Annotated in this window: 25 protein-coding genes; 2 read left to right on the top strand and 23 right to left on the bottom strand. The window is 34.6% G+C overall.

The genetic code is table 11. The features are described 5' to 3' along the window. Positions 1-178: 178 nt before the first annotated feature. The 7 genes from BR65_RS02690 to BR65_RS02660 form a co-directional block, all read right to left on the bottom strand. Positions 179-964, bottom strand: a complete 786-nt coding sequence (locus BR65_RS02690; protein WP_034536578.1) for a phosphatidate cytidylyltransferase — start codon at positions 962-964, stop codon at positions 179-181. A gap of 21 nt (positions 965-985) precedes the next feature. Next, a complete protein-coding gene (locus BR65_RS02685; RefSeq protein WP_034536576.1) occupies positions 986-1,762 on the bottom strand; it encodes an undecaprenyl pyrophosphate synthase in 777 nt (258 codons plus the stop codon). A 742-nt stretch (positions 1,763-2,504) separates the two neighbouring features. Continuing rightward, a complete protein-coding gene (frr, locus tag BR65_RS02680; RefSeq protein WP_023177789.1) occupies positions 2,505-3,062 on the bottom strand; it encodes a ribosome recycling factor in 558 nt (185 codons plus the stop codon). A gap of 1 nt (position 3,063) precedes the next feature. Beyond that, positions 3,064-3,786, bottom strand: a complete 723-nt coding sequence (gene pyrH, locus BR65_RS02675; RefSeq protein ID WP_023177788.1) for a UMP kinase — start codon at positions 3,784-3,786, stop codon at positions 3,064-3,066. A 233-nt stretch (positions 3,787-4,019) separates the two neighbouring features. Further along, a complete protein-coding gene (tsf, locus tag BR65_RS02670) occupies positions 4,020-4,901 on the bottom strand; it encodes a translation elongation factor Ts (RefSeq protein ID WP_023177787.1) in 882 nt (293 codons plus the stop codon). Between the two features lie 172 nt (positions 4,902-5,073). After that, complete coding sequence (rpsB, locus tag BR65_RS02665) at positions 5,074-5,862, bottom strand: 30S ribosomal protein S2 (protein ID WP_023177786.1); 789 nt, start codon at positions 5,860-5,862, stop codon at positions 5,074-5,076. A 189-nt stretch (positions 5,863-6,051) separates the two neighbouring features. After that, the gene (locus tag BR65_RS02660; RefSeq protein ID WP_034536574.1) at positions 6,052-9,279 is read right to left on the bottom strand and encodes a DEAD/DEAH box helicase; all 3,228 of its coding nucleotides are present in this window, start codon (positions 9,277-9,279) and stop codon (positions 6,052-6,054) included. A 301-nt stretch (positions 9,280-9,580) separates the two neighbouring features. Between BR65_RS02660 and BR65_RS02655 the strand changes: the two genes are divergently transcribed. Continuing rightward, positions 9,581-10,201, top strand: a complete 621-nt coding sequence (locus tag BR65_RS02655; protein ID WP_034536573.1) for a lysophospholipid acyltransferase family protein — start codon at positions 9,581-9,583, stop codon at positions 10,199-10,201. A gap of 34 nt (positions 10,202-10,235) precedes the next feature. On the opposite strand, the gene BR65_RS02650 is transcribed toward BR65_RS02655, so the two are convergent. From BR65_RS02650 to BR65_RS02630, 5 genes are all read right to left on the bottom strand, one after another. After that, entirely contained in the window at positions 10,236-12,029 is a 1,794-nt protein-coding gene (locus BR65_RS02650; RefSeq protein ID WP_034536571.1) for an ABC transporter ATP-binding protein, read from the bottom strand. Then, entirely contained in the window at positions 12,029-13,780 is a 1,752-nt protein-coding gene (locus BR65_RS02645) for an ABC transporter ATP-binding protein (protein ID WP_023177782.1), read from the bottom strand. The genes BR65_RS02650 and BR65_RS02645 overlap by 1 nt, the downstream gene beginning before the upstream one ends. 104 nt (positions 13,781-13,884) lie before the next feature. Beyond that, the gene (locus tag BR65_RS02640) at positions 13,885-14,130 is read right to left on the bottom strand and encodes a YneF family protein (RefSeq protein ID WP_023177781.1); all 246 of its coding nucleotides are present in this window, start codon (positions 14,128-14,130) and stop codon (positions 13,885-13,887) included. Positions 14,131-14,291: 161 nt separating this feature from the next. After that, positions 14,292-16,295, bottom strand: a complete 2,004-nt coding sequence (tkt, locus tag BR65_RS02635; RefSeq protein WP_211251477.1) for a transketolase — start codon at positions 16,293-16,295, stop codon at positions 14,292-14,294. A 134-nt stretch (positions 16,296-16,429) separates the two neighbouring features. Further along, complete coding sequence (locus tag BR65_RS02630; protein WP_023177779.1) at positions 16,430-16,669, bottom strand: DUF896 family protein; 240 nt, start codon at positions 16,667-16,669, stop codon at positions 16,430-16,432. Positions 16,670-16,832: 163 nt separating this feature from the next. Between BR65_RS02630 and lexA the strand changes: the two genes are divergently transcribed. Continuing rightward, positions 16,833-17,456 carry a transcriptional repressor LexA gene (lexA, locus tag BR65_RS02625; RefSeq protein WP_023177778.1) on the top strand — a complete coding sequence of 208 codons (624 nt, stop codon included), beginning with the start codon at positions 16,833-16,835 and terminating at the stop codon, positions 17,454-17,456. Positions 17,457-17,502: 46 nt separating this feature from the next. Here the strand turns inward: lexA and BR65_RS02620 are convergent, their stop codons facing one another. From BR65_RS02620 to BR65_RS02570, 11 genes are all read right to left on the bottom strand, one after another. Next, positions 17,503-18,264 carry a ribonuclease HII gene (locus tag BR65_RS02620; RefSeq protein WP_156098875.1) on the bottom strand — a complete coding sequence of 254 codons (762 nt, stop codon included), beginning with the start codon at positions 18,262-18,264 and terminating at the stop codon, positions 17,503-17,505. Positions 18,265-18,278: 14 nt separating this feature from the next. Then, positions 18,279-19,142, bottom strand: coding sequence for a ribosome biogenesis GTPase YlqF (gene ylqF, locus BR65_RS02615; RefSeq protein ID WP_034536563.1), 864 nt, complete (start codon positions 19,140-19,142; stop codon positions 18,279-18,281). A gap of 61 nt (positions 19,143-19,203) precedes the next feature. Continuing rightward, positions 19,204-19,857 carry a signal peptidase I gene (gene lepB / locus BR65_RS02610; RefSeq protein ID WP_034536561.1) on the bottom strand — a complete coding sequence of 218 codons (654 nt, stop codon included), beginning with the start codon at positions 19,855-19,857 and terminating at the stop codon, positions 19,204-19,206. 26 nt (positions 19,858-19,883) lie between these two features. Beyond that, a complete protein-coding gene (gene lepB, locus BR65_RS02605; RefSeq protein ID WP_034536559.1) occupies positions 19,884-20,429 on the bottom strand; it encodes a signal peptidase I in 546 nt (181 codons plus the stop codon). Positions 20,430-20,587: 158 nt separating this feature from the next. Then, the gene (locus BR65_RS02600; protein WP_034536558.1) at positions 20,588-22,084 is read right to left on the bottom strand and encodes a S41 family peptidase; all 1,497 of its coding nucleotides are present in this window, start codon (positions 22,082-22,084) and stop codon (positions 20,588-20,590) included. Between the two features lie 101 nt (positions 22,085-22,185). Next, complete coding sequence (gene deoD, locus BR65_RS02595; RefSeq protein WP_023177774.1) at positions 22,186-22,896, bottom strand: purine-nucleoside phosphorylase; 711 nt, start codon at positions 22,894-22,896, stop codon at positions 22,186-22,188. A 29-nt stretch (positions 22,897-22,925) separates the two neighbouring features. Next, complete coding sequence (locus BR65_RS02590; protein ID WP_023177773.1) at positions 22,926-23,147, bottom strand: YozE family protein; 222 nt, start codon at positions 23,145-23,147, stop codon at positions 22,926-22,928. A 4-nt stretch (positions 23,148-23,151) separates the two neighbouring features. After that, a complete protein-coding gene (gene msrA, locus BR65_RS02585) occupies positions 23,152-23,667 on the bottom strand; it encodes a peptide-methionine (S)-S-oxide reductase MsrA (RefSeq protein WP_081701908.1) in 516 nt (171 codons plus the stop codon). Between the two features lie 30 nt (positions 23,668-23,697). Beyond that, on the bottom strand, positions 23,698-24,312 hold the full coding sequence (locus BR65_RS02580; RefSeq protein ID WP_023177771.1) for a YpmS family protein: 615 nt from the start codon (positions 24,310-24,312) through the stop codon (positions 23,698-23,700). 30 nt (positions 24,313-24,342) lie between these two features. Next, positions 24,343-25,176, bottom strand: a complete 834-nt coding sequence (locus BR65_RS02575) for an SGNH/GDSL hydrolase family protein (protein WP_034536557.1) — start codon at positions 25,174-25,176, stop codon at positions 24,343-24,345. Between the two features lie 93 nt (positions 25,177-25,269). Continuing rightward, the gene (locus BR65_RS02570) at positions 25,270-25,764 is read right to left on the bottom strand and encodes a dihydrofolate reductase (protein ID WP_034536555.1); all 495 of its coding nucleotides are present in this window, start codon (positions 25,762-25,764) and stop codon (positions 25,270-25,272) included. Positions 25,765-25,778: the final 14 nt, after the last annotated feature.

The following is a 25,778-nucleotide window of genomic DNA, read 5'->3' as shown; positions in this document are numbered from 1 at the left end:
TTCTTTTTATATTATCAAACAGTTAACACGTTTATATAGATAAGGAATACTACGTACAAAACAAGTTTAATTCTATCATAATTTGAATACAATAACCATTCGACTTAAAGATTTATTATTCGTAAAAGAAAAGTAGCCATCGCAATAAAGGATAACTACTTTCTGTTTCAACATATTTTTAAATTAATCCTGAAAAATACAGGATAGGCAAAACGAATAACAGACTATCAAAACGATCTAAAATGCCACCATGACCAGGCATTATTTTACCAGAATCTTTTACATTGTAATAACGTTTAAAAGCCGATTCCACTAAGTCGCCTAATTGACCTGCAATTGAAAGAATCACTGTCAATACCAGCATCCAGCCTAATGGATTGTCTTGTGGATAAAATATCAGGTAAATAACAGCAACTATAAGAGCCATAATGATGCCACCTACAGAACCTTCAATAGTTTTGTTAGGGCTGATTGAAGGAGCTAGCTTATGTTCCCCTAATTTTCTTCCAATCATATACGCTCCAATATCTGTTGACCATACAACAAATAACGTAAATAAAAGTAAATCTAATCCATTTTCTCTTGTCAGTAAGAGAAATTTAAAGCCAAAACCTATGTACATTACCCCTAAAATAGCTACTGCTGCATCATCAAATGTAAAATTATTTTTTGAAAACACAGTGCAAACTAATAATAATAAGGTAAAGAAGTACAATACGGTTTGTGTATTCACATGAGACGGTAAAAATGAGGCTGTATAATGCGGGAATAATAATCCTAATAAAGCTAATATAGAAATAATGCCTTCAACTGAACCTAATTTGTTGCCTTTCATTCTGAATAATTCAAATAATGCAATGACCCCTAATACTGCAACCACTAATTCTAATATCCATGACCCTATATAAACTACTGGGACAAAGAGAATAATTGCAACGATTGCCGAAATAACACGTTGTTTCACTAATATGTCCTCCTAATTCTCTTATAATCCTCCAAAACGACGGTGTCGTTTTTGATAAATCGCTATCGATTGTTCTAAAGCTTGCTCATTAAAATCAGGCCAAAGAGCTTGAGAAAAGTAAAACTCACTGTAAGCATTTTGCCACAACATAAAATTGCTAATTCGCTCTTCACCACTCGTTCGAATCATAAAATCAACGTTTTGATACTCATTTAATGCATGAGTCATTAAGCAGTCTTCAAATACAGACTCCGTTATATCATCTATGTCTAATTCTCCTGATTTAACTTTTTTTGCAATCGCTTTTGAAGCTTCGATCAATTCACTGCGTCCGCCATAATTCAGCGCGAAATTTAATACCATACCCGTATTGTTCTCAGTATCTTTTATAGCCTTTTCTACCGCATTACGAGTGTTTTTAGGCAATTGATCAATAAAACCGATAACTTGAACTTTAACATTCTGCTCCATTAATTCAGGGACAAAAGTATCAAAAAAATCAACTGGTAATTGCATTAAGAAACTGACTTCATCATCAGGTCGTTTCCAATTTTCAGTTGAAAATGCATAAAGTGATAACACTTTAACACCAATTTGACTTGCTCTTTTGGTGATTTTTTTGACCGTATTCATTCCTTCTTTGTGGCCTGCAACTCGCGGCATAAATTTTTTCTGAGCCCAACGTCCATTTCCGTCCATAATGATCGCAATATGTTTAGGAATTTTATCATCAATATTAAAAGAGACGGTTGACATCTCATCTGTTTTTTGACTTCTTTTATTAAATAAACCTTTCAAGTGATTCCCTCCACTTCGTAATTCACCATTACTCATTGTAGCAAAAAAGAAAATAAAAGCCTACAAAATTTAATAAGAAACGGCTTTTTTAGCAAATAATTAAGAAATATTTACAAGTTAAAATAGCTATTTTCCTGTTTTATACACCCTTACCTTTATTATTCTACTGCTAATAATGATAGAAAGCCTTTTAGTAGGCTCAAAAAACGAAAAATGTTATAATACATTAAACCTAGTTAGGAACTTAAGGAGGATTTTAATATGAAAAGACAAATCAAAAAATTCATCGTCGGTTTAATTATTTCTGCTGTAGTAACCAAATTAACAAGTATGTTAATGGGCGACGATAAAAAGACAGCTTAACTGGATATTTCCAAAAGCAAAAGTACTTTCGACCTCTATCTTTGTAGAGGTTGAAAGTACTTTTTTATACAATAAGCTCTATGTTGTTGCTCCTTTTGTATTATTTTCAGTAAAGCTATATAAGCTACCTAGTTTATTTGCTGTAAAATCAGCTTCTAAGCCCTTTAGAGCAGGAACGTTCTCCATTTCCATTCCCCATAATGAAGCATGAGCGCTTATCTATTGATGAATAAATCTTTATCAGACGAATTGAAGTGAATAGTCGGACTAGCAGAAAAATGTTCTTTGATAAACTATTCTTTCTAGCTTTCTATCGTTCAATTATACCTAAAAAGGCTAAGACAATTGTCTTAACCCTTTTTAGTATCCTACATGTTTATTAAACGTCTAATAGTTCTTTTTCTTTTTCAGCTGAGATAGCGTCAATATTTTTCACGCTGTCATTAGTAATTTTTTGTACATCTTCTTCAAACGTACGTAAATCATCTTGAGTAATTTCATTATTTTTTTCAGCTTTTTTCAATTCATCAATTGCTTCACGGCGGATGTTACGAACTGAAACTTTAGCATTCTCAGATTCTTTACCAACTTTTTTTGCTAATTCTTTACGACGTTCTTCAGTTAATTGTGGAATCACTAAACGAATAACATTTCCGTCATTTGCTGGACTGATCCCAATATCACTTTGCATAATTGATTTTTCAATATCAGAGATTGAACTTTTATCGAACGGTGTGATCATTAATACACGCGGTTCTGGAACAGAAATTTGTGCCAATTGTTTTAATGGTGTAGGCGCTCCGTAATACACAACATTAATTCTGTCTAATAAACCTGCATTTGCGCGACCAGCACGGATCGTTCCTAATTCACGTTGTAAAGCACTTTCCGTTTTGACCATTTTTTCTTTTGTTGTTTGTAAGATTGCGTTTGTCATATTATTTCCCCCTCACAGTTGTTCCAATAGTTTCACCTAAAGCAACACGTTTGATATTTCCAGTTTCATTTAAATTGAATACAACCAATGGAATGTTGTTATCCATGCTTAAAGAACTTGCTGTTGTGTCCATTACTTGCAAGCCTTTATTGATAATTTCTAAATGAGTTAACTCTTCAAATTTAGTAGCATTTTTATCTAATTTTGGATCTGCTGAATAGATACCATCTACATTATTTTTTGCCATTAAGATAACATCAGCATCAATTTCAGCTGCTCTTAATGCAGAAGTCGTGTCAGTTGAAAAATAAGGATTTCCAGTACCACCTGCAAAGATCACTACTCGCCCTTTTTCTAAATGACGAACAGCTTTTCTGCGAATATAAGGTTCAGCAATTTGACGCATTTCGATGGATGTTTGTACACGCGTTGGTACTCCTTCATTTTCAAGACAGTCTTGCAATGCTAAAGCGTTCATTACTGTAGCCAGCATTCCCATGTAATCTGCTTGAGCACGTTCCATTCCCATTTCAGAACCAACTTGACCGCGCCAAATATTTCCGCCTCCAACGACAATAGCAATTTCTACACCTAATTCTTTTACTTCTTTTATTTCTTTACAAATTTCTTTTATTGTTGGTGGTTTTATTCCAAATCCAGTATCACCTGCTAAGGCTTCTCCGCTTAGTTTTAAAACGACACGTTTGTATTTTGGTTCAATCATTTGTCTTTCCCTCCATTGGCTCGTTCACTTTTATTATTTTACCATACTCAAACAAAAACTTCATTTAAAAGATATCTCTTATACTGGTTTGGCTAATAAGACTACTATGTAGCAAAAAGTTGAGATACACTAAAATCTGTCTTTTTTTCATAACCCTTAAAAGTGAGTGTTTCTGAAAAACGCTAGTAAAAAAGGGACGCAACTGCTGCGTCCCTTTTCAAATTGAAATCCGTTTATTTATTAACTTGATTCATAACTTCTTCAGCAAAGTTCTCTTCACGTTTTTCAATTCCTTCGCCAACTTCAAAGCGAACAAATGATTTAACTACAGCGCCTTTTGATTCAATGTATTTTCCAACTGTTTGATCTGGATCTTTTACAAATGGTTGGTCTACTAAAGAAATTTCAGCTAAATATTTGTTCAAACGTCCTTGGATCATTTTTTCAACGATATTAGCTGGTTTGCCTTCGTTTAATGCTTGTTCAGTTAATACTTTTGTTTCGTGATCGATTTCTTCTTGAGAAACTTGGTCACGAGAAACATATTTAGGATTGATAGCTGCGATATGCATAGCAATATCACGAGCAACATCTTCATCAGTTGTTCCTTCAAGAGTAACTAATACTGCAATACGTCCGCCCATGTGAGTGTATGCTCCAAAAACGTCTGCATCAGTTTTTTCGACACGTGCAAAACGACGTAATTCGATTTTTTCACCGATTTTAGTTACTGCTGCTAAAATTTCAGTTTCTACAGTACCGTCTCCAGCTTTAATAGATTGAGCATCTGCAACTGTTTCAGGATTTCCTTCAGCAATTGCTTCAGTTACATCTTTAACTAATTTTATGAATTGGTTGTTTTTAGAAACAAAGTCAGTTTCAGAGTTGATTTCTGTAATAGAACCAACATTTCCATCAACATAAACGCCAGCTAATCCTTCAGCAGCGATACGTCCAGCTTTTTTAGCAGCTTTTGCCATACCTGTTTCTCTTAAGTGGTCAACTGCAGCATCGATGTCGCCATCAACAGCAACCAATGCTTTTTTAGCATCCATCATTCCTACGCCGGTCATGTCACGTAATTGTTTAACTAGTTGAGCTGTTACTTTTGCCATTCTATATTTCCTCCTATAAGTTACATTATTCGTTATTCGATTTTTGTTTTAACTATTCTTTTACAAAAAAAAGGCTGACTCGTCAAGAAAGAAATGACGCCGCTTCGTAAAAAGTCGCTTCTCACTTCTCCCTACTCGAGACAGCCTTAAATAGTGTTAGTAATAAAATTGATTATTCAGCGTTGTTTCCTTCAACGACTTCAACGATTTCTTCAATTGAAGCAGTTTCAGAAGCTTCTGGAGCTTCAGCTGTGAAAGTTTCTTCAACGACTTCATCTTCACCTTGGTTTCCTTCGATCATAGCATCAGCCATTTTAGAAGTAATCAATTTAACAGCGCGGATAGCGTCATCGTTTGATGGGATGATAACATCGATTTCATCTGGGTCACAGTTAGTATCAACCATTGCTACTACTGGAATGTTTAATTTGTGTGCTTCTTGGATTGCAATACGTTCTTTACGAGGGTCAACAACGAACATTACATCTGGAATTCTAGGCATATCTTGGATCCCACCTAAGAATTTTTCAAGACGGTCACGTTGTTTGATCAAGATCCCAACTTCTTTTTTAGGAAGGACTTCAAAAGTTCCGTCTTCTTCCATTTTGTTGATAGCTTTCAAACGTTTGATACGTTTTTGGATTGTATCCCAGTTAGTTAATGTTCCACCTAACCAACGGTGGTTTACAAAGTATTGTCCAGCACGAGTTGCTTCATCTTTGATAGCTTCTTGTGCTTGTTTTTTAGTACCAACGAATAAAGCGATTCCGCCATTTTCAGATACTTCTTTCATGTAGTTGTATGCAGTATCAGCTAACTTAACCGTTTTTTGTAAGTCAATGATGTAGATACCGTTTCTTTCTGTAAAGATATAACGAGACATTTTTGGGTTCCAACGACGTGTTTGGTGACCAAAATGAACTCCTGCTTCAAGCAATTGTTTCATAGAAATTACTGCCATAATATGTTTCCTCCATTGGTTTTTTATTTTCCTCCTTCAAATTCAACTGTAAGGAGACTTGAAAAAATCAAGCACCGTCCTTTACATCCTTTGAAGTGTGAAATAATTTTTTTAGTGCTTTTAGCACCGTTAATTAGTATATATGATTTTAATGAAAATATCAACACTAACTAACGTTTTTTTATTATTTTACATCCCTATACTTAAAATTTCACGAATATCATCTTCCGATAACTGGCTTCCTTCTCTTTGGATAGATCCGTCTTCAGTAATAATTTGATCAAACAACGCTTTTTTCTCTTGTTGCAATTGATCGATTTTTTCTTCAATGGTTCCTTCAGCAATCAAGCGTAAAACTTGAACAACTTTTTTCTGTCCGATTCTGTGTGCTCTACCAGCGGCTTGTTCTTCCACTGCTGGGTTCCACCATAAATCGTAAAGGATAACCATATCGGCACCCGTAAGGTTTAATCCAGTCCCACCAGCTTTAAGTGAGATAAGAAAAACATCTTTTTCTCCAGCGTTGAATTTATTGACCATTTCAATACGCTCTTTTGGTTTGGTTTGTCCACTTAAATAGAAAGTATCCACTTCTTGTTCTGCCAGTTCTTTTTCAATAATGGCAAGCATAGAAGTAAATTGAGAAAAGATCAAAATCCGTCTTCCATTTTCTCTAGCTGTTTGAATTGTTTCTTTCAACTGTTCTAATTTACCCGAGTCGCCTTCGTAATCATCAATAAACAACTTAGGATCACAACAGATTTGTCTTAGACGAGTTAATCCAGCCAAAATCTCAATTCGATTCTTTTTGAACTCTGCCCCATCCATGCTATTGACACTTTCTTGGATTCGTTGCAAGTAAGCAAGATAGACCGTTTTTTGTTCTTTAGTCATTTGACTATATAAGTTAGTTTCAATTTTATTCGGTAATTCTTTCAGTACTTCTTTTTTGATACGTCTTAAGACAAATGGACGAATCATTTTTGCAATTTGTTCATTTGGTAAAGTTTTAAACTTTTTGATAGAAGGGAAAAATCCAGGCATGATCAATTGGAAAATTGCCCATAACTCTTCGATTTTATTTTCAATAGGTGTACCACTTAAGGCAAATCGTTTCTTTATGGATAAGTCTCTCAAAGCTTGTGATGTTTTAGTGTTATGATTTTTCACCATTTGCGACTCATCTAAAATAAGTGTACTAAAAGAAGCCTGCTTGTAATATTCCACGTCCTGTCTAAAACTAGGATAAGACGTAATCAAGACTTGATTTGGTTTAACATTTCCAACTAACTGCATTCTTTCCTCAGCTGTACCTGAAACCACTATACTTTCGATCGATGGTGCAAATTTTTCAATCTCAAAATGCCAATTGTAGATCAATGAAGCTGGAGCAACAATTAAGAAAGGATCATTTTGTCCTTTTTCTTCTATTTCAGATAGTATATACGTAATGACCTGAATGGTTTTCCCAAGTCCCATATCATCAGCTAAAATACCGCCAAATCCATATTTAGACAACATCTTCAACCACTGAAACCCAGTTACTTGATAGGGTCTTAATTCTGCTTTCAAAGTCTTAGGAACCGCAGCCTCAAATTCTTCTGGGAAATTCAGATCATGAATGAGGTTTTTGAATTTTTTGGATACCGTTCCTTTTGTTTTTTCATCCATAGCGAACTTTTCGTTCAATTCTAATCCTCGATAACTCGGCAATTGAATTCCGCCATTTTGAAATTTCTTGGTCACTCTCAATTCATTTAAAACATCACTAACTTGTTTAAAACTTTCTGATTCTAACGAAAGAATCGTTCCATTATCAAATTTATGGAAAGCTTTCTTTTCGACCAAACTTCTTAATACATCATCTACTTCTTCTGGAGTGATCCCTTTAATGTCAAAACGAACATCTAACAAAGAGCCTTCATTTTGAACATCAATAATGGTCTCAGGATCAATTTGATTTAAAAACATACTGTCTAATAAATCATCTACATAAACGGTTGCATCTAACTCTAAAGTTGGAATTTCTTTTGTAAACAAGTTGTAGAATTCGTCATCTCGAACCATTCGTTTCGTATAGTTGGTTTCTGTCCGATGATAATCAAATTCATTTAATTGATTAATAATTTTCATTTCTTTTTCACTATCTCTGATAATTTGTACGCCTTCTTCGGACAACTGATTTTTAGAAGGATCAGTAGATAGAATCATGTGTTTATAATTAAATTCCACAGTAGCGTGTACCGCCTCATTATGGTACTCAAAATAAACAGATGTTAATAAAGGTTCTTGAACGAAAGAATCTTTCAGTTGATCATCAATTGAGACATTTCCGATTTTTACGAGCAATGGCATTACATAAGCAGTAAAGTCCGGCATATCAGCAGGTTCAATCACAATATTGTCGCCACCAAAACGTTGTAAAAATTGTTGCAGCGGACGATAAGCACGCATTTGTTCTAAATTAGGTTGAAAGACAATATTGTCTGAAACAAACCAATCATATTCTTTTAAGTGACTATCTGCTAAACCCGTAATAGACAGAGTAATTGTGTTGTTCTTTTGAAAAATCTCAAACGAAAAAGGCATTTTCCCTTCGACAAACATCATCGTTTTATAGGTATCGTCTTTCGTAACAAAGGTTAAATTGCCACTATCTTGTAAATCTTGAATCGTATTTTCTGCTAGAGCAGTCATTAGTACCAAATAACGGTTATTAGTCAATAATGATTTAGCATCTTTATGCTCTCCAGAAATCAATTGGATTGATTTATATTGTTTATATAAACTTGTTAGGATATCACGATCTTCTTCTTCAAGAAAAATATCTTTAAAGTTGATTTCTTGACCTGCTTTTAATTCAAGTGTTTCTTTTTTGATAAAACTTTCTAAAAACAAAGGCAGATCTTTTATAATATACATTTTATCACTACCAGCTTTAAGGCTTAAAGCCAACACGTCAAAAGAAGTTCTTATCAGTGCAGTAGTCATCGGCTTGATTTCTATTCTGTATTCTAATTTCAGTGACTGTTTTTGTTTAGCTGTTACAGCCATTTTTCTATTTTCATTTAAAAATATACGTGTGAATGATTCTGTTAATTCTTGGCCTGGATTTGGAGAATCCACTGCTACTTTTTTAGCATTCTCAGCTGTCATCACTCGGCTGATTTTTCGGTCTCTAAGCTCTAATTCAACCGCAACAGTATGTTTACAATAACCATGATTTTTCCAATATAAACATTCACAAAAATCATCTTCTTTTGTTGATCCATCTAATTCAACATGAAAAATATCACTGCCCATAACTTCGGCAGACCATATTTTCTTATCAAAATTTGAGTTGACTGAAAGGACACGTTTTTCTGCAACATATTGTCTTCCTTGCTCAATAACGCGTTCAGGTATACTCCATTTCATTCAACATTCCCCTACTTTCTTGCTTTTCATATAATAATTATTTTTCAAGCACGCTTTTTCTATCTCTCTATTGTACGTCATTATAATAAAAAAAGAAAATTTTTTCTTTTTTCATTGTATGCTTTCATTGTTTTTTCAGTAAAAAAAGCATGAGTCTATTTCTTTTCGGTCTCTAATAGTATAATGATCCAATAATTCAGTATACTATTAAAGATTACTACTTGCTAAAATACAAATTATGAATCATACTATTATTATAAAAATGCACTAGAAAAATGAATTCATGAGAGGTTGACGAACTTTGTTTTATAAAATTTTAAGAGCTGTTTTGCGTTTCCTATTAGCTATTTTAAACGGAAATGCGCATTATGAAAACCGCACCAAACTTCCAACAGATACATCTTATATATTAGTGGCACCACATAGAACTTGGATTGACCCAGTTTATCTAGCTATAGCTGCCAGTCCTAAACCATTTACTTTTATGGCAAAAAAAGAGTTGTTTAAAAATCCAATTTTGAGTTGGGTCATTAGACACGCTAACGCCTTTCCAGTAGATCGTGCTAATCCAGGACCAAGTGCTATAAAAACACCGGTTAAAATTCTTAAAAAAGGCGATTTAAGTTTAATGATATTTCCAACTGGAACGAGACATTCAAACGAAATAAAAGGTGGAGCTGCTACAATTGCTAAATTAAGCGGTGTTCCGATTATTCCAGCGGTGTACCAAGGCCCGTTGACTCTTGGAGGCATTTTAAAAAGAAAAAAAGTAACAGTTCGTTTTGGGGATCCTATCACCATAGATCGCAAAGTTAAGCTGTCTAAAGAAAATTTAAAAGCAATCGACGAACAGATCCAACAAGCTTTTGATCAATTAGATATGGAAATCGATCCTTCATTTAAATACGAGTACGAAAAATAAAGAGAGAAAAGTCGCTGACTTTTCTCTCTTTATTTTATTCTTCTAGGTAAAGACCTTTATTTTGTAATTGATACATATCATAGTAAATACCATTTTTTTGGATAAGTTGATCGTGCGTACCACGCTCAATTATTTCTCCATGATCTAATACAAGAATCAAGTCTGCATCACGAATAGTAGATAATCGATGAGCAATTGCTAAAGTTGTACGACCTTTACGCATTTTCTTAAGCCCTTCTTGAATCAATGCTTCAGTTTCAGTGTCAATATTCGCTGTTGCTTCGTCTAAAATAAGAATCTTAGGATCCGTCACAATTGTACTTGCAAAAGAAATCAATTGTTTTTGCCCTGTCGAATAACTGGCTCCTCGTTCAATCACTCTAGAATCATACTGATTCGGTAATTTTTCAATAAATGTATCTGCTTGAACAAATCGCGCTGCTTCTTCAATCTGAAAATCAGTAATAGAAGCGTCCTTTAAACGGATGTTATCTTTAAGTGTTCCATAAAATAAAAAGGAATCTTGTAAAACTAACCCCATTTTTTTCCGCAATTCTTTCAGAGGGTAATTCTTGATAGGAATATCATCAATCAAAATTTCACCTTCATAAAATTCATAAAAACGCATCATCACATTGATAATGGAACTTTTCCCGCTACCTGTGTGACCAACTAATGCGATGGTTTGGCCTGGCAAAGCCGTGAATGAAATATCATTCAAAACATTATGTTTGCCATCGTAAGAGAAACTAACATGTTTAAATTCAATTTTGGCATCGGTTATTTCTGCATTAGCCGTTTCATTTTGCTGAGGAGTATACTCTTCGTTGTCTAATACGTTTAATACTCGACTGCTTGAAACAATTCCATCCTGAAAAATACTCAAACTATCCATCATACTTGTCATTGGATTAAAGAAATTACGAGCATAAGAAGTAAACGCATAAATAACACCTACGCTAACCGGACCATTTAAAGCTTCATATCCAAAAAAGCCAAGAATAAAAACCAGTGAAAAAGTGTAGAGAAAATCAATTACCGGACTTAACAAAATAGAGTTTGTTTTTACCATTGCAAATCGTAATTTATAATAATCCATATTCGTTTCATCAAATTCAGTTTGCAATCTTTTTTCTTGACGAAATTGTTGAATGATACTCATTCCGTTGACCGATTCTGCCAATTTTGCATTTAGTGAACTTAGTTTTTCTCTCATATTTCGATACAGTCTTGAGCTGTGCTTTTGATAGTACCAGATAACAACACCTAATATAGGAATCAATGCAACGATCCAAAGAGAAATTTTCACATCGAGCAACAGCATTGCAAAAAGTGAAGTGGTTACCCCTAATATTCCTTGCAAAATCGTAAGAAACACTGACCAAAACTCTTTGATGGTCTCCGTATCATTTGTCACTCTAGTAACAACAGAACCTGCAGGAGTCTGATCGAAAAAACGCATACCTAAAGTGTGCAATTTTTTGAATATCGCGTTTCGTATATTTTCTACGGTTTTTTCTGAAGCCATATTGTATAAATAAAGATTCAAATACCAAAAAATGATTTTCACGATAGTCATACCAAAATAAATGACAGCAAATAGTATGATGATATTATTCGTAGCTGCTCCTTTAGCTAAGTAATCATCAATAAACACTTGAAGGATTCTAGGTAAAATAATATTCGTAATGGCTAACAAAATTCCGAATACGATCCCACCCGCAAATTGTCCCTTAAAAGGAGACGCAAACTTAATGATACGTTTTAAAATAGTAACCTGTTCTTTAGCTGTAAATGATTTTGACCATGCCGATTCTTCTTGTGCCATTAGTCTGCACCTCCTTCAATTTTTCTTTCAAGTTGCTGACTATCAAACATCTCTTTATACCATCCATTTTGAAGAAGCAAATCAGCATGTGATCCTCTTTCAACAATTGCTCCATTATCAATGACAATGATTTCATCTGCATGCATTACACTACTGATACGGTGTGCAGCAATGATCGTTGTCTGTTCAGAACGTTCCTTTTTCAAAGCTGATAATATTTTTTCTTCTGTTTTTGCATCTACTGCTGATAAAGCATCATCAAGAATCAATAATTCTGGGCGAATGATCAATGCACGAGCAATTGAAATTCGTTGCTTTTGTCCTCCAGATAATGAAACTCCTCGTTCACCCACCACGGTATCATAGCCATTAGGCATCTCCATGATATCCGAATGAATGGCCGTCAGTTCTGCTGCTTTTTCTACTTCCTTTTGAGGCAAATACGGATCAGAAAAACGAATATTTTCTTTAATACTTGTTGAGAACAAAAATTGATCTTGCGGCACATACCCTATATGTTGCAATAAAGCATCTAACGTGTAATCTCGTATATCTTCATTGCCGTATAAAATATGTCCATGATACCGATCATACTCTCTTAACAGCAATCTAAAGATACTGGTTTTCCCTGCTCCTGTTTTTCCTACTACTCCAAGCGTCTGTCCACGTTTTAATTCAAAATGAATTTCTTTAAGTGCCACAACATCTGATTTAGGGTAAGAAAATTTTTCAATCGAATAGTGAATATCCCCTCTTATAGCTTTTGTTAAAGCTGAAGGTTTCTCAACGATTTTGGATTTTTCTAGCAACAATCTTTCAACGCGATCATAACTTGCGCTCCCGCGTTCTAGAATATTAAATAAACGTCCAATAGCAAACATCGGCCAAACAAGCATAGCAATGTAGTTAATGAAAGAAACGAGTTCTCCTATCGAAATCGAACCCGATCTAATATAAATTCCACCCATTATAATCGTTAACACATACGAGATTCCCATAATAAAGGTGATCGTAGGATCAAACAATGAATCGATTTTATAAACTTTTTTATTTTCTTTTACGACTTGGTGTGTTTTACTTCTAAATTCATCCACATCCTCATCTTCTTGTCCAAACGTTTTGATGACTTTCATTCCTGAGATACTCTCTTGTGCTTTATCATTCATATCAGAAAAAGCAGCTTGTGCTCCTCTAAAGCGTTCATGAAGCTTAGAACCTAAGACACGTGAGGCTACAGCGAGCAACGGGAGCGGAACTAAGGCAATCAACGTTAATCGCCAGTCAACGACTAAAGTCATCGCAATGATTGTTGTACCACCCGTAATAATCGAATCAGCTAATGTCAATATTCCGCCACCAGCTACGTTACGAACGGCAGTCAAATCATTAGTTGCGTGTGCCATTAAATCTCCTGTGCGGTATTTTTGAAAAAAACTATTATCCATTTCAGTAAAATGATTAAATAAACGTGTTCTAAGTATTCTTTCTAATTTAGCGGATGTTCCCCATATATTGACCCGCCAAATATAACGAAATAAATAACTCGCTGTCGCAGCTGCAATTAAAAAACTTAACCACTTTATTAATGTGGCAGAAGTTAGCGTACCTTCACTAACTTCATCTACAATAATTCCAATTATTCTAGGAGGTACTAGTTGTATTAATGCTACAAAGAACAGAAATACTATCCCTGTAATATATGCTTTCTTTTCTTGTTTGAAAAACCAACCCAACTTTTTATAGATTCCCATCGTTTTCCTCCTTTTCTTAAATCCCCCATTATGTTATTAACTAAAAAACGCGAACAGATATCACTATCTGTTCGCATTCATCTATCATAAGCTATGACGCATACTTATTTTTTTTTACTTGTTTTTGTTGTTTTTGTTGTTTGTGTTTTCATGGACGACATCATTTGTTTAATTTTCTTTTCTGATGGTTTTTGTCCCATTTGCATCATTAACATACGCAACATATTTTCATCAACTGGCGGATTTTTTTTGAAATAATCCATCATGTACTTTCTAGCAAGAAAGAAACCAGCGACTGCTCCACCAACTAAAGCTAAAATAATTAAAAAGATAGCAAGACCTAAATTCATTTTGATTCACTCCTTTCAAACCTCTCAAGTCTTAATTGTACTAAACTCTAGACAAAAAATAAACTAAAATTCTATTTCTTAAGCTAAAAAAAAGATCTTTACTAAATAATAGCAAAAAGAAAGCCATGTAAGTGATAGAAATCAACTTACATGGCTGAATTTTATAAGTTGTTATATGTTTTTACAACATTTTCTACTGTAAAGCCATAATTTTCAATAACCGTTGCTCCTGGCGCACTAGCACCATATTTGTCGATACCGATTGTAGCACCATCTAAACCAACATAACGTTCCCATCCAAAAGTAGCACCCATTTCAATAGATACGCGTTTGCGGACATCTTTAGGTAATACACTTTCTTTGTAGGCTGCATCTTGTTTGTCGAACAAATCAAAACTTGGAACAGAAACGACTGAAACATCGTGTCCATTTTCTTTCAAATCTTTTTGAGCTTCAATAGCTAAAGCAACTTCAGAACCAGATGCTAACAGAATTCCTTCAGGTTTTTCACCTTCTTGAGCTGAAATAACGTAAGCTCCTTTAGCAACGTTTGTACGAGCGCCTTCTTTTGTACCTGGCAAAACTGGTAAGTTTTGACGTGATAAAACTAACATTGTAGGATGATCTGTTGAAGTCAATGCTAATTCCCAAGCAGCCGAAACTTCATTCCCATCTGCAGGACGGATCAATGATAAGTTAGGCATGCCACGTAAACTAGATAATTGTTCAACTGGTTCGTGAGTTGGACCATCTTCTCCAACCGCAACAGAATCATGCGTGAACACATACGTTACTGGAAGTTTAGAAATAGCAGCTAAACGAACTGCAGCACGTAAGTAATCAGTAAAGACGAAGAAAGTACCACCATATACTCTAGAACCGCCATGCAAGGCAATCCCGTTCATAGCAGCTGTCATCCCAAATTCACGAACTCCAAACCATATATTTCTTCCCTCATATTGACCAGCTTGGAAATCTTTTACATCTGAGATCATTGTGTTATTAGATGAAGACAAGTCAGCAGAACCGCCCCAGAAATAAGGAACTTTTTTTGCAATAGCATTTAGAGCTTGACTACCTGTAACACGAGAAGCTAATGCGTTATCTTCAACATCATAAGTTGGCAATTCTGCATCCCAATCTGCTGGTAATTCATTGCTTAATGACATTTCAAGTTGTTCAGCTAATTCTGGATACTCAGCACGGTAAGCTTCAAATGCTGCTTTCCACTCTTCTTCAGCTTTAGCGCCTTTATCTACCATTGTTTCTTTGAACCGATCAGCTACTTCAGTAGGGACAAAGAAGTCTTCGCCTTCCCATCCGTAAGCTTTTTTAGCTGCTTCGATTCCTTCTGCCCCAAGTGGTGCACCATGGACTTTATGTGTTCCTGCATTAGGAGCACCAAATCCGATAACAGTTTTCACTTCAATTAGAGAAGGTTTTTTTGTTTCAGATTTTGCAGTTTCAATTGCTGCATTAATTTCATTTAAGTCATTTCCATCTTTTACAAGAATATGTTGCCATCCGTAAGCTTCAAAACGTTTGCCAACATTTTCAGTAAATGCTTTAGATGTAGGACCATCTAATGAAATATCATTTGAATCATAAAGAACAACTAATTTTCCAAGTTCCAAGTGAGCAGCTAAACTTGCAGCTTCAGCTGAAACACCTTCCATTAAGTCGCCATCCCCACATAGAGCATACGTATGATGATCAATAATTGTATGTTTTTCTTTATTGTAAACAGCCGCTAAATGAGCTTCTGCCATAGCCATACCTACACCGTTTGCAATCCCTTGTCCTAAAGGACCAGTAGTTGCTTCTACTCCATCAGTATGGTTAACTTCTGGATGTCCTGGTGTTTTACTATCCCATTGACGGAATTGTTTTAAATCGTCGATTTTAACGTCATATCCAGCTAAATGCAACAAGCTGTATAATAACATTGAACCGTGTCCAGCTGATAAGACAAAACGGTCACGGTCAAACCATTTTGAGTTTTTTGGATTTACTTTTAATTGTTTAGTCCACAATGCGTAAGCCATTGGAGCAGCCCCCATAGGTAAACCTGGGTGTCCAGAGTTGGCTTTTTGTATACCATCCATACTTAGTGTTCTAATTGTATTTACTGCTAACTGGTCTGTGTTATCAAACAAAAAAATCATCCTTTCAATTTTAACTCTCTAATAGGTACTCTATTAGTTTACTATTATTTCACTTCAAGTGCAACGCTTTCACGATCGTAATGTTACTAAATGGGAGAATCTTACATTTATCACATCCATGCACAATCGAGCTGTTATCTGCCATGAAGACCTTTGTCTTTTTGAATATCTTTCAATTTATCAGGTGTAACATCGTTGCCTTTTTCATCTACTACCTTTACACCTTCAATTGTGTTTCTCATGCCGCCTCTAAATGCTTGGATATAGGCATCTCTTAATTTTTTTTGTTCCACTTGTTCTTGAAGTGTCAATCCCTTGCTTTTTGATTTTTTTGCTAAAACATTAATTCTGTCTATTTGTTCTTTAGGTAACATCTAATCACTCCACCATTATTTTTATTTCTTGTTCAACTATAACAAACTTTTTTGAAAAAAACACCTTTTAATGCTGTTCATCTACGAACGTTTGTTTGATTTGTTGTGTCGTATATGGTAATCTTAATGTGATAAAAATATAAGAAATGAGGTGTTTATATATATGAGTAAAAATCCTGAATCTAGGCAAGTTGAAGTTCTTCAATATATATATGATCAAGTTAAATTAAAAGGTTATCCACCAACAGTGCGAGAAATCGGAACGGCTGTTTCTTTATCATCTACATCAACAGTCCATGGCCATCTTTCTCGTTTAGAAAAAAATGGTTTTATCCAACGTGATCCAAGTAAACCAAGAGCAATCGAAATGACAACACTAGGATTATCAAAATTGGGAATTGCTTTAGATAAAATTCCACTATTAGGAACCGTTACGGCTGGTGAGCCTATCTTAGCAGTAGAAGAAGCTACAGATTATTTTCCGCTTCCTCCTAATTTAAAATTCGAAAATGATTCTCTCTTTATGTTAACGATACGTGGAGAAAGCATGATCAATGCAGGTATTTTTGACGGTGACGATGTGATTATTCGCAAACAAGGAACAGCGAATAATGGTGATATCGTTATTGCCATGACGGTAGATGATGAAGCTACTTGCAAAAGGTTCTACAAAGAAGAAGACCATTATCGATTACAACCTGAAAATGATACTATGAGCCCTATTCTATTAAATGAAGTAACTATTTTGGGTAAAGTTGTCGGTTTATACCGCAGTCATATTCAATAAAAGTAAAAAAATAACTTGGAACAGCTCCAAGTTATTTTTTTACTTTTTAATTTAATAAATTCTTTACAGGAGCAAATGTTTTGCGGTGAATTGGGCAGACCCCATATTTTTCTAAACCTTCTAAATGAACTTTCGTTCCATAACCTGCATTTTTAGAAAAACCATAACCTGGATACAAATCATCATAATCACTCATCATTCTATCTCTCGTTACTTTAGCAATAATACTGGCTGCCGCGATAGATAAACTTTTCGCATCTCCTTTGATAAAACTTTCTTGAGGGATACTAACCGGTAAATGCATCGCATCAATGACTAATTGTTCTGGTTGTTGAGATAATTGTTGAATGGCTTCGATCATTGCTAATTTTGTCGCTTGATAAATATTAACTTCATCAATAACTTGATGATCTTTTACACCGATACCAATTGCTATTGCAGATTCTTGGATCTGATCAAATAAAAAATCTCTTTTCTCACTAGATAACTGTTTAGAATCATTGATTCCCAAGACATTAAAATCTTCTGGTAAAATAACAGCAGCAGCAACGACCGGTCCAGCTAAAGGCCCTCTTCCAACTTCATCAATCCCAGCAATATACTGAGTTCCTTTTTCCCAAAAGAATCGCTCGATTTGGAGCATTTCTTGCTGCTTATCAAGAATCATTTGTTGCTTCTTCAAACGGTTTTCCCAAGATTTATATGCCGTTAAAGCCCCTTTACGAGAATCATTTTTTATCAAAACTAAACGTTCATCCCCAGGATCAATTATGGTAGCTAACAATTCTTTAATAGCGGTAATTGTCATTGGCTTTTCCACTTTTAATTCTCCTGTCCTTCTGGTAAAGAAACAGGAGCTATATCTAGTGTGTATTTCCCCATTTTACCACTTCTTATATCATGAATGATCAATTCAGATGCACGAGTATAATCATCTCTAAACCCTTTACGCTCGCCGATCAACATAAGTAATTCAGGCGTTTCAAGATTCAATTCTTCTTCCGTTAATTGATACCGTTTAGCAATTGCTTTAGGGTTGCGAGTCTTCATTACTTCTAATCCATACATCGCAATATCATCTAACTGTAAAATAGTATCCTTAATTGCACCTGTCAAAGCTAATTTTTTACCAACATCAGGATCTTCAAATTTTGGCCAAAGTATGCCCGGAGTATCTAATAACTCCAGTTCTTTCCCTAATTTCAACCATTGTTGAGCTTTCGTAACACCAGGCTTATTACCTGTCATTGCAACGTTTTTCTTGATAAAACGATTGATTAAAGTAGATTTCCCAACGTTTGGAATCCCAATACTCATGGCTCTGATGGCACGAGGTTTGATTCCTTTAGAAGCACGTCGATCAAATTTGGGTTTCAAAATCTCTTTTGCCTTTTCCATCAATTGCTTCATGCCTTTTCCTTCTTGTGCAATAATCGGCACTGCCGCAATTCCTTGATTATTAAAATAAGCTACCCATTTCTTTGTTTCTATAGGATCGGCCAAATCACTTTTATTTAAAATTATAATTCTTGGTTTTTCTCCAATGATTTCATCTAAGATAGGATTGCGGCTTGATAATGGAAGTCTTGCGTCTACTAGTTCAAAAACAATATCGACTAGTTTTATTTTTTCTGTGACTTGGCGTCTTGCTTTTGCCATATGTCCTGGGAACCATTGAATGGTCATAGTTATTTCACCTTTCTCTTTACACAAAAACAGAATTCTTTAAAGTTTCTTTTTTGTTTTTTTAATTATCGTCTATTGAACCGAATTCTTTAAATGGAAGAATACGAAAATTCGCCGTACCACTTATACTAGAAGCATCAACAAAACCAAAAACTCGACTGTCTTTTGAATTTTGTCGGTTATCGCCCATCACAAAATAACTTCCTTCTGGAACAACTTCTTCTCCTGTTTTAGCTGCTAATAAGAAATCTTCTGTAAAGTTTTCTCCTGGAGCTAAATCCTCTTCGACACTTGCTAGATATTCTTCTTCAACTGCTTCTCCATTTATATATAATACATCATCTTGGAATCGAATAGTATCTCCTGGAAGACCTATGATACGCTTGATGTATTGTTTTTCAGGGGCATCTGGAGCAGGAAAAACAACTACGTCAAAACGTTCAATACTATCAACTTTATTTAAAATCAGACGATCTCGGTCTTCTAAAGTAGGCACCATTGATTCACCATCAACACTTACTGGAGCGAATAGGAAATGACGAACAAGAAAAAATATAATTAATGCCACTACACAATACAATAATGTGCTGAAAAATTCGCTTCCGCGACTTTTGTTTTCCTTACGTTTTTCGCTAGGAGAAGGATGACGTTTACTTCTCGGTTCAAAAAAACTTTCATTTTGATTTTGACCATCAGAAAAATTAATTTTACTCATTTGCTTTTCTCCTAACATTCTTTTATTTATGGAACAAATTTTATACGATCAAACGGATAATACGTAAACGATGTTTCTCCAATGATCGAATCTACTGGGATGCTTCCAAAATAACGACTATCATTACTTGATCTTCTGTTATCTCCTAATACAAAATATTCATCTTCAGGTACTATTTGTGTACCAGTCAATTCTTCTAAAGTAAAATCAGATGTCCAAATTCCTCCAGCATCATTCACTAAATTATTATCTAAAAATTTTTCCTTTATTTTTTGATCATTTATATAAAGCTGATCTTTCTCATATCGGATACTTTCTCCAGGTAACCCAATGACTCTTTTTACTAATGTTCGATTTGAAGAATCATGAAAAACGACTAAATCAAATCTTTGTATATCATATATTGTTCTAACAATAATTTGATCGTCCTGTTGAAAAGTAGGTATCATTGAAGATCCTTCGATAGTCATAGGAATAAAAATAAAATTTCGCAATATAGCCGTGATAATGGCTGCTAATAATAATGCCTTAAACCACTCCCATGATAATTCCTTCCAAGACTTTTTTTTCATAACATTCTCTCCAAACAAATCGGTTTATTCTATCATACAAGAAAATTTTAAAAATGACTATTTATTTAGGATCCTGCTCAATTAAAAGAGAGATAGCAACTTCCTATCTCTCTTCTCCAATAAGTGTATAATCATTTAATTCACAATCATTAGTTTGTTTAATCGTTCGACTTAGATGATTGTAGTTCTTTGATTGCTGCTTCGTATTGAGTATCATTTTCATCAATCAATTTTCTTAATGATTCAACTAGTTGAGTAGAGGTTTCTCCAGTCACTTTACCATCCACCGTTAATTTAGTGTCTGTTTGAAATTCTTTGACCGCTTCTTGAGTAGATTCGTCAAAGTAGCCATCTGTATCTTCAACAGAGTAACCTAAAGCATCTAATACTTTTTCTAAGTTTTCAACCTCTGCTGATACATCACCTAATTGATATGTTTTTGAACTATCGATCAACAATAAATTAGCATACTCAGGTAAAGAAACTTCTATATCAGGAGTAATTCCTTTTTCGTGGATCCATTCGCCACTTGGCGTCAACCATTTAGCAATGGTTAGTTTTAATTCACTACTATCATCAAACGTAGCTACATTTTGAACTGTGCCTTTTCCAAAAGTTTTCGTCCCGATCAATTTGACATTACCAGATTCACTTACTGCACCTGCTAAAATCTCAGACGCACTAGCACTTCCTTCATCCACTAAAAGAACTGAAGGTTCAGTTACTTTGAAACTGCCCATTGTTTTGTCATCTGCAACAATTGAAACCGGTTCTTGATCTTTTTCTTGCGTTTGCAAAATAATGTCGCCATTTTCTAAAAACAAATTAGAAATACTTAAACCGGCATTTAATAGACCACCTGGATTTTGTCGAACATCAAATACAAAAGATGTTGCACCTTGTTCTCTTAAATCTTCAATTGCCATAACCAAATCTTCGTACGTAGGTGAAGAAAAACTAGTAATAGTAATTGATCCAATAGTTGGATTTTCTTTATCTAATTGATAAAGAACGGTTTCAACAGGTATCGTATCCCGCACAAGAGTCACTTCGAAAGTAGTCTCTCCTCTTTTAATCGTTAAAACGACTTCTGAACCCTTTTCGCCGCGAATATAAGACACCGCTTCGTTTAAACTCATCCCAGATAATTCTTGTTCATCTACTTTTACAATAATATCATTTGGTTGAAGCCCTGCTTTTTCAGCTGGCGATCCAGCAATAGGAGAAACAATCATCACATTATCCCCTTGTTTCATTACTTCTGCACCAATTCCTTCAAAAGAAGCAGAGATGCTTTCATTTAATGAAGAAGATTCCTCTACATTAAGATACTGTGTATATGGATCTCCAACAGATTCAGTCATACCAGTAATGGCTCCTTCAATTAAGGTTTCACTTTCTACACCTTGATAGTAGTCTGACATTAAAGTATCGTAGACTGTTTGAATTTTTTCAAAATCTTCGGAATCTACGGCTACACTAGCTTCTGACGAATTTACTTGATTTTGAGCTTGTTCCTCATTTGTATTTTCATCAGCATTCGTAACAGCGACGGTTCCACCAATTGAAAGTGCAGCAACTACTAGTAGAGAAGTGCCATATATCCAAGGCTTAATGCCTTTTTTTCTTTTTTCGTTATTGGATTCATTCTCCATTTGTAAGGATCCTCTCTGCTTCAATTAATATCTAGGGTTGTATCTTTTAAATTTACTGCTATAACTGTATTTTAAAAGATGCGTTTGGTTTTCTTGACTGGTTAGTTCATTTTTAAAGCAGTTTCTAAAGCTACAATCATCATATCATTAAACGTTGTTTCTCGCTCGTCTGACGTTGTTTCTTCACCTGTGATCAAATGGTCACTTATCGTTAAGATTGCTAAAGCTCTACGGTTGTATTTAGCAGCTAAAGTATATAAACCAGCTGCTTCCATTTCGGTAGCTAATACTCCATAATCGGCTAACTTCTTTTTGTCCAATTCTTCATTATAAAAACGATCAGCAGACAGAATGTTTCCCACTTTTACTTTCATCCCTTGTTCAAGTGCACTATCATAAGCTGTTTTTAATAATTCAAAGTCAGCTATTGGAGCAAATTGCACTTGTCCATTGAATGTATTCATTACTACAGCAGAATCTGTTGTAGCACCTTGAGCTAAAATAACATCTCGTACTTTAACATCTTTTTGCATCCCACCGGCTGTTCCAACACGAATCAAGTTTTTTACATTGTAACCTGTGATCAACTCTTCGGCATAAATCATCATTGAAGGAATTCCCATACCGGTTCCTTGGACTGAAACACGTTGCCCTTTGTAAGTTCCCGTGTAGCCAAACATATTTCTTACACGGTTGTATTGTTCTACATCCGTTAAAAATGTATCTGCAATATATTTTGCTCTTAATGGATCTCCTGGTAGTAATACCGTTTCTGCAATTTGTCCTTCTTTAGCTTCGATGTGTACGCTCATTTTTATTTTCCCCCTAGGTATAGTGTTTTTTATCTATCTTTATCTAAATAAATTTCCCAAGCTTTATCAAACGTTGTCATTTCTTCTAAATATGACCCATTCAATTCTAAATAATGACTGATCTCATGGTAATCTTCTGATTGTTTTGGAAAGCTGTCATCTAAATAAACTGCATTTGCAAATAAGGTAATATCATCTGCCTTATGTGGATCTCTTTCAGTCATTAAATAATGATAAAATGGACGTTGCATGGCTTTAATTCCCTTCTTTATTTTGCTGATAAACCATACGCTCATTTTTTTCTTGTGCGTATTTTTCTGGATTCTTTTGATAAAATTCTTGATGATGTTCTTCAGCTAAATAAAAAGGCTTGGCATCTTCAATCTTTGTTACAACAGGTTTTTTGTATTTCCCACTGTCATTTAAGCGCTGTTTAGACTTTTCAGCTACTGCTCTTTGAAGTTCGTCTTTAACAAAAATAACCGGACGATAATTATCTCCTCTATCTTGGAATTGACCCATTGCATCAGTTGGATCTGTTTGGTTCCAATAAATTTCGACTAATTCTTCATATGAGATAAGGTTAGGATCGAATGTAATCTCAACAGCTTCAGTATGTCCGGTTGTTTCAGTCAACACTTCTTCATAAGTAGGATTGGCCGTATGACCTCCTGTGTAACCTGAAACTACTTTGTCGATTCCGGGTTGTTCATCAAAGGGAGAAACCATACACCAAAAACATCCTCCCGCAAAAATTGCAGTATCTTTCATACACACTATCCTTTCCTATCCATCTTAACTTTAATTTGTTGGCATATAAACGTTTACTCGAATATCATTTTCATCTAAATCTATCTTATCTACTGAAAAATGCATACCACTTTCTAAAGTAAACTGATTTAAATTAAACACAACCGTTTCTTGTTCACTATCAATCGCAACCCATTCTGGAATATTCAATTGACTTTCGACTTGGTTTAACGCAAATGAAATAGGTAAATTTAATTTTCCGATTGAAAGTCCTGTTGCTTTAAATTGTAAATTGCCATTTTCCATGACAAATGGCTCTAAAAACAATTGAAACTGAACATCGTGATCAAACAACTGAAACGTTCCAATTAATTGAGCCTCATCTTCTAGCCTAAACTGATAATTAACAGGTCCAGTTACTACCTTTTCAGTTTCAAGGTATGAAGCTACTAATTTATTTACATCATCTTTTTTTGTTGATACTTGAAACATAACCTCGTCTTTAGTATCCGTTACCCTCAGATCCGGTTCTCCAATAATAACCGGAGACAATTGAGTAAAAAACCAAATAATTGTTCCAATTATTATCGCTAGTAATGTAAGAAATGCCCATTTCCAACCATTTAATTTTATTTTATTTTTTTGCTGTTTTCTTTTTGTTTCCATAAAAGCTCCCTTTTCTTAAACTAAAACTTTTTATTTTATAATAGCTTGAAACAAGGTTTCTGCCATTAATTCATAACCAGCTTCATTAGGATGAAATAAATCTTCTTCATACAAATAAGGATTTTTAACCTCAGACCTCTTTTGATCTATTCCGTCTATTAAAGGTTCTTCTTTTTCCTCTTGTATCAAAGTTTGATCAAACAAATCAGCTATCGAAACAAAAGTAGCATTTTCGGTTTCGTTTACTACTTCTTGAGTCTGATTATTCCATTCTTTTAAGATTGTTTGCATTTCAGTTATTTCAGGAAAGTATGCAGAATAAGGATTATAAATACCAAAAATATATAATTCTGATTCTGGATTTACTTCCTTAATAGCAGTAAATAACATTCTTAAATTTTCTTCATAAGTTTCTCTAGGTGCAATAAAGCTATCTTCCGTGATTGTTAAAAAATTTTGTTTAAAGGTTTGAATGATATCATTGCCACCAACTGTTAAAACAACGATATCCGCGCCTTCAACATCTTCTTGCATGGCTTTATTTTCATTAAACCTCGCTAAAATTTGATCGCTGCGATCACCGCTTTTTCCATAATTGCTTGTTGTTATCTTTTTATAGTTATCGGTTTCTTCTAATAAATTCGCTACTAATGGAACATACCCTCCACTATTGGTTGTATCTCCAACACCTTCTGTTAAAGAATCTCCTATTGCAACGATATGAATAGATTCTTTTTTCATTTCAGTTTTTTCCTTGTCATTCGATGAATTGGTTTGAAATAAAACCGTTAAAAGTCCAACAACGAGAATAATACCTATAATCAAAAAAAGGAAGACACCGATAATAGACTGTCCTTTTTTCATGTGAAAGCTCCTTTATGACTCAATATCTGAAAACAGTATAACAGATTCGCTCGTTTTTATATATATTCCGATAAAGAGTACTTGCAGTTTTCGTTACTTTTCTTTTCTAACATATGTTTCAAAAACGTGAGGATATTTATTGCGGTCATCAAGAATTCCCGCTTCTGATTTATCTAGTTTCCATTTTGTCCAGTCTATTTCAGGAATAAATGTATCTCCTTTAAATTCGCCTTCAATCATAGTACGGTGCAGTACATCCACATCATCCATGAAAAAAGTAAAGACATTTGCTCCACCGGTAATAAGAGTGTCACCTTCATACTCTGCAGCAAATTTTAAAACTTCTTCTCTGCTGTGCATGACTTTGACCCCTTCAGCTTCATAATTTTTGTCTGTAGTTAAAATAATATTAATACGATCTGGTAAAGGGCGTTTATTCATTCCTTCAAAGGTTTTTCTGCCCATTACAACAGCATTGTTTATCGTCATTTGTTTAAAAAATTTTAAATCATTAGGCAAATACCAAGGCAACGTACCTTGATACCCTATTGCCCCATTTTTATCTTGAGCCCACAAAAATGCAATCATCACGTTTCCCCACT

This window comes from Carnobacterium inhibens subsp. inhibens DSM 13024, from assembly GCF_000746825.1.
GTDB lineage: Bacteria > Bacillota > Bacilli > Lactobacillales > Carnobacteriaceae > Carnobacterium_B > Carnobacterium_B inhibens.
The sequence above is the reverse complement of the archived record's forward strand: the minus strand, read 5'-3'. Positions and strand labels throughout refer to the sequence as shown.

Bases quoted from the DNA above. Each gene is read 5' to 3' on its own strand.
- frr (WP_023177789.1), bottom strand. From the start codon at position 3,062: ATGACAAACGCAATCTTACAAACAACAAAAGAAAAAATGGTCAAAACG.
- pyrH (WP_023177788.1), bottom strand. From the start codon at position 3,786: ATGATTGAACCAAAATACAAACGTGTCGTTTTAAAACTAAGCGGAGAA.
- tsf (WP_023177787.1), bottom strand. From the start codon at position 4,901: ATGGCAAAAGTAACAGCTCAACTAGTTAAACAATTACGTGACATGACC.
- rpsB (WP_023177786.1), bottom strand. From the start codon at position 5,862: ATGGCAGTAATTTCTATGAAACAATTGCTTGAAGCAGGAGTTCATTTT.
- BR65_RS02660 (WP_034536574.1), bottom strand. From the start codon at position 9,279: ATGAAATGGAGTATACCTGAACGCGTTATTGAGCAAGGAAGACAATAT.
- BR65_RS02650 (WP_034536571.1), bottom strand. From the start codon at position 12,029: ATGGCACAAGAAGAATCGGCATGGTCAAAATCATTTACAGCTAAAGAA.
- BR65_RS02645 (WP_023177782.1), bottom strand. From the start codon at position 13,780: ATGGGAATCTATAAAAAGTTGGGTTGGTTTTTCAAACAAGAAAAGAAA.
- BR65_RS02640 (WP_023177781.1), bottom strand. From the start codon at position 14,130: ATGAATTTAGGTCTTGCTATCTTTTTAATTATTTTAGCTTTAGTTGGT.
- tkt (WP_211251477.1), bottom strand. From the start codon at position 16,295: ATGATTTTTTTGTTTGATAACACAGACCAGTTAGCAGTAAATACAATT.
- BR65_RS02630 (WP_023177779.1), bottom strand. From the start codon at position 16,669: ATGTTACCTAAAGAACAAATAGACAGAATTAATGTTTTAGCAAAAAAA.
- lexA (WP_023177778.1), top strand. From the start codon at position 16,833: ATGAGTAAAAATCCTGAATCTAGGCAAGTTGAAGTTCTTCAATATATA.
- BR65_RS02620 (WP_156098875.1), bottom strand. From the start codon at position 18,264: ATGACAATTACCGCTATTAAAGAATTGTTAGCTACCATAATTGATCCT.
- ylqF (WP_034536563.1), bottom strand. From the start codon at position 19,142: ATGACCATTCAATGGTTCCCAGGACATATGGCAAAAGCAAGACGCCAA.
- lepB (WP_034536561.1), bottom strand. From the start codon at position 19,857: ATGAGTAAAATTAATTTTTCTGATGGTCAAAATCAAAATGAAAGTTTT.
- lepB (WP_034536559.1), bottom strand. From the start codon at position 20,429: ATGAAAAAAAAGTCTTGGAAGGAATTATCATGGGAGTGGTTTAAGGCA.
- BR65_RS02600 (WP_034536558.1), bottom strand. From the start codon at position 22,084: ATGGAGAATGAATCCAATAACGAAAAAAGAAAAAAAGGCATTAAGCCT.
- deoD (WP_023177774.1), bottom strand. From the start codon at position 22,896: ATGAGCGTACACATCGAAGCTAAAGAAGGACAAATTGCAGAAACGGTA.
- BR65_RS02590 (WP_023177773.1), bottom strand. From the start codon at position 23,147: ATGCAACGTCCATTTTATCATTATTTAATGACTGAAAGAGATCCACAT.
- msrA (WP_081701908.1), bottom strand. From the start codon at position 23,667: ATGAAAGATACTGCAATTTTTGCGGGAGGATGTTTTTGGTGTATGGTT.
- BR65_RS02580 (WP_023177771.1), bottom strand. From the start codon at position 24,312: ATGGAAACAAAAAGAAAACAGCAAAAAAATAAAATAAAATTAAATGGT.
- BR65_RS02575 (WP_034536557.1), bottom strand. From the start codon at position 25,176: ATGAAAAAAGGACAGTCTATTATCGGTGTCTTCCTTTTTTTGATTATA.
- BR65_RS02570 (WP_034536555.1), bottom strand. From the start codon at position 25,764: ATGATTGCATTTTTGTGGGCTCAAGATAAAAATGGGGCAATAGGGTAT.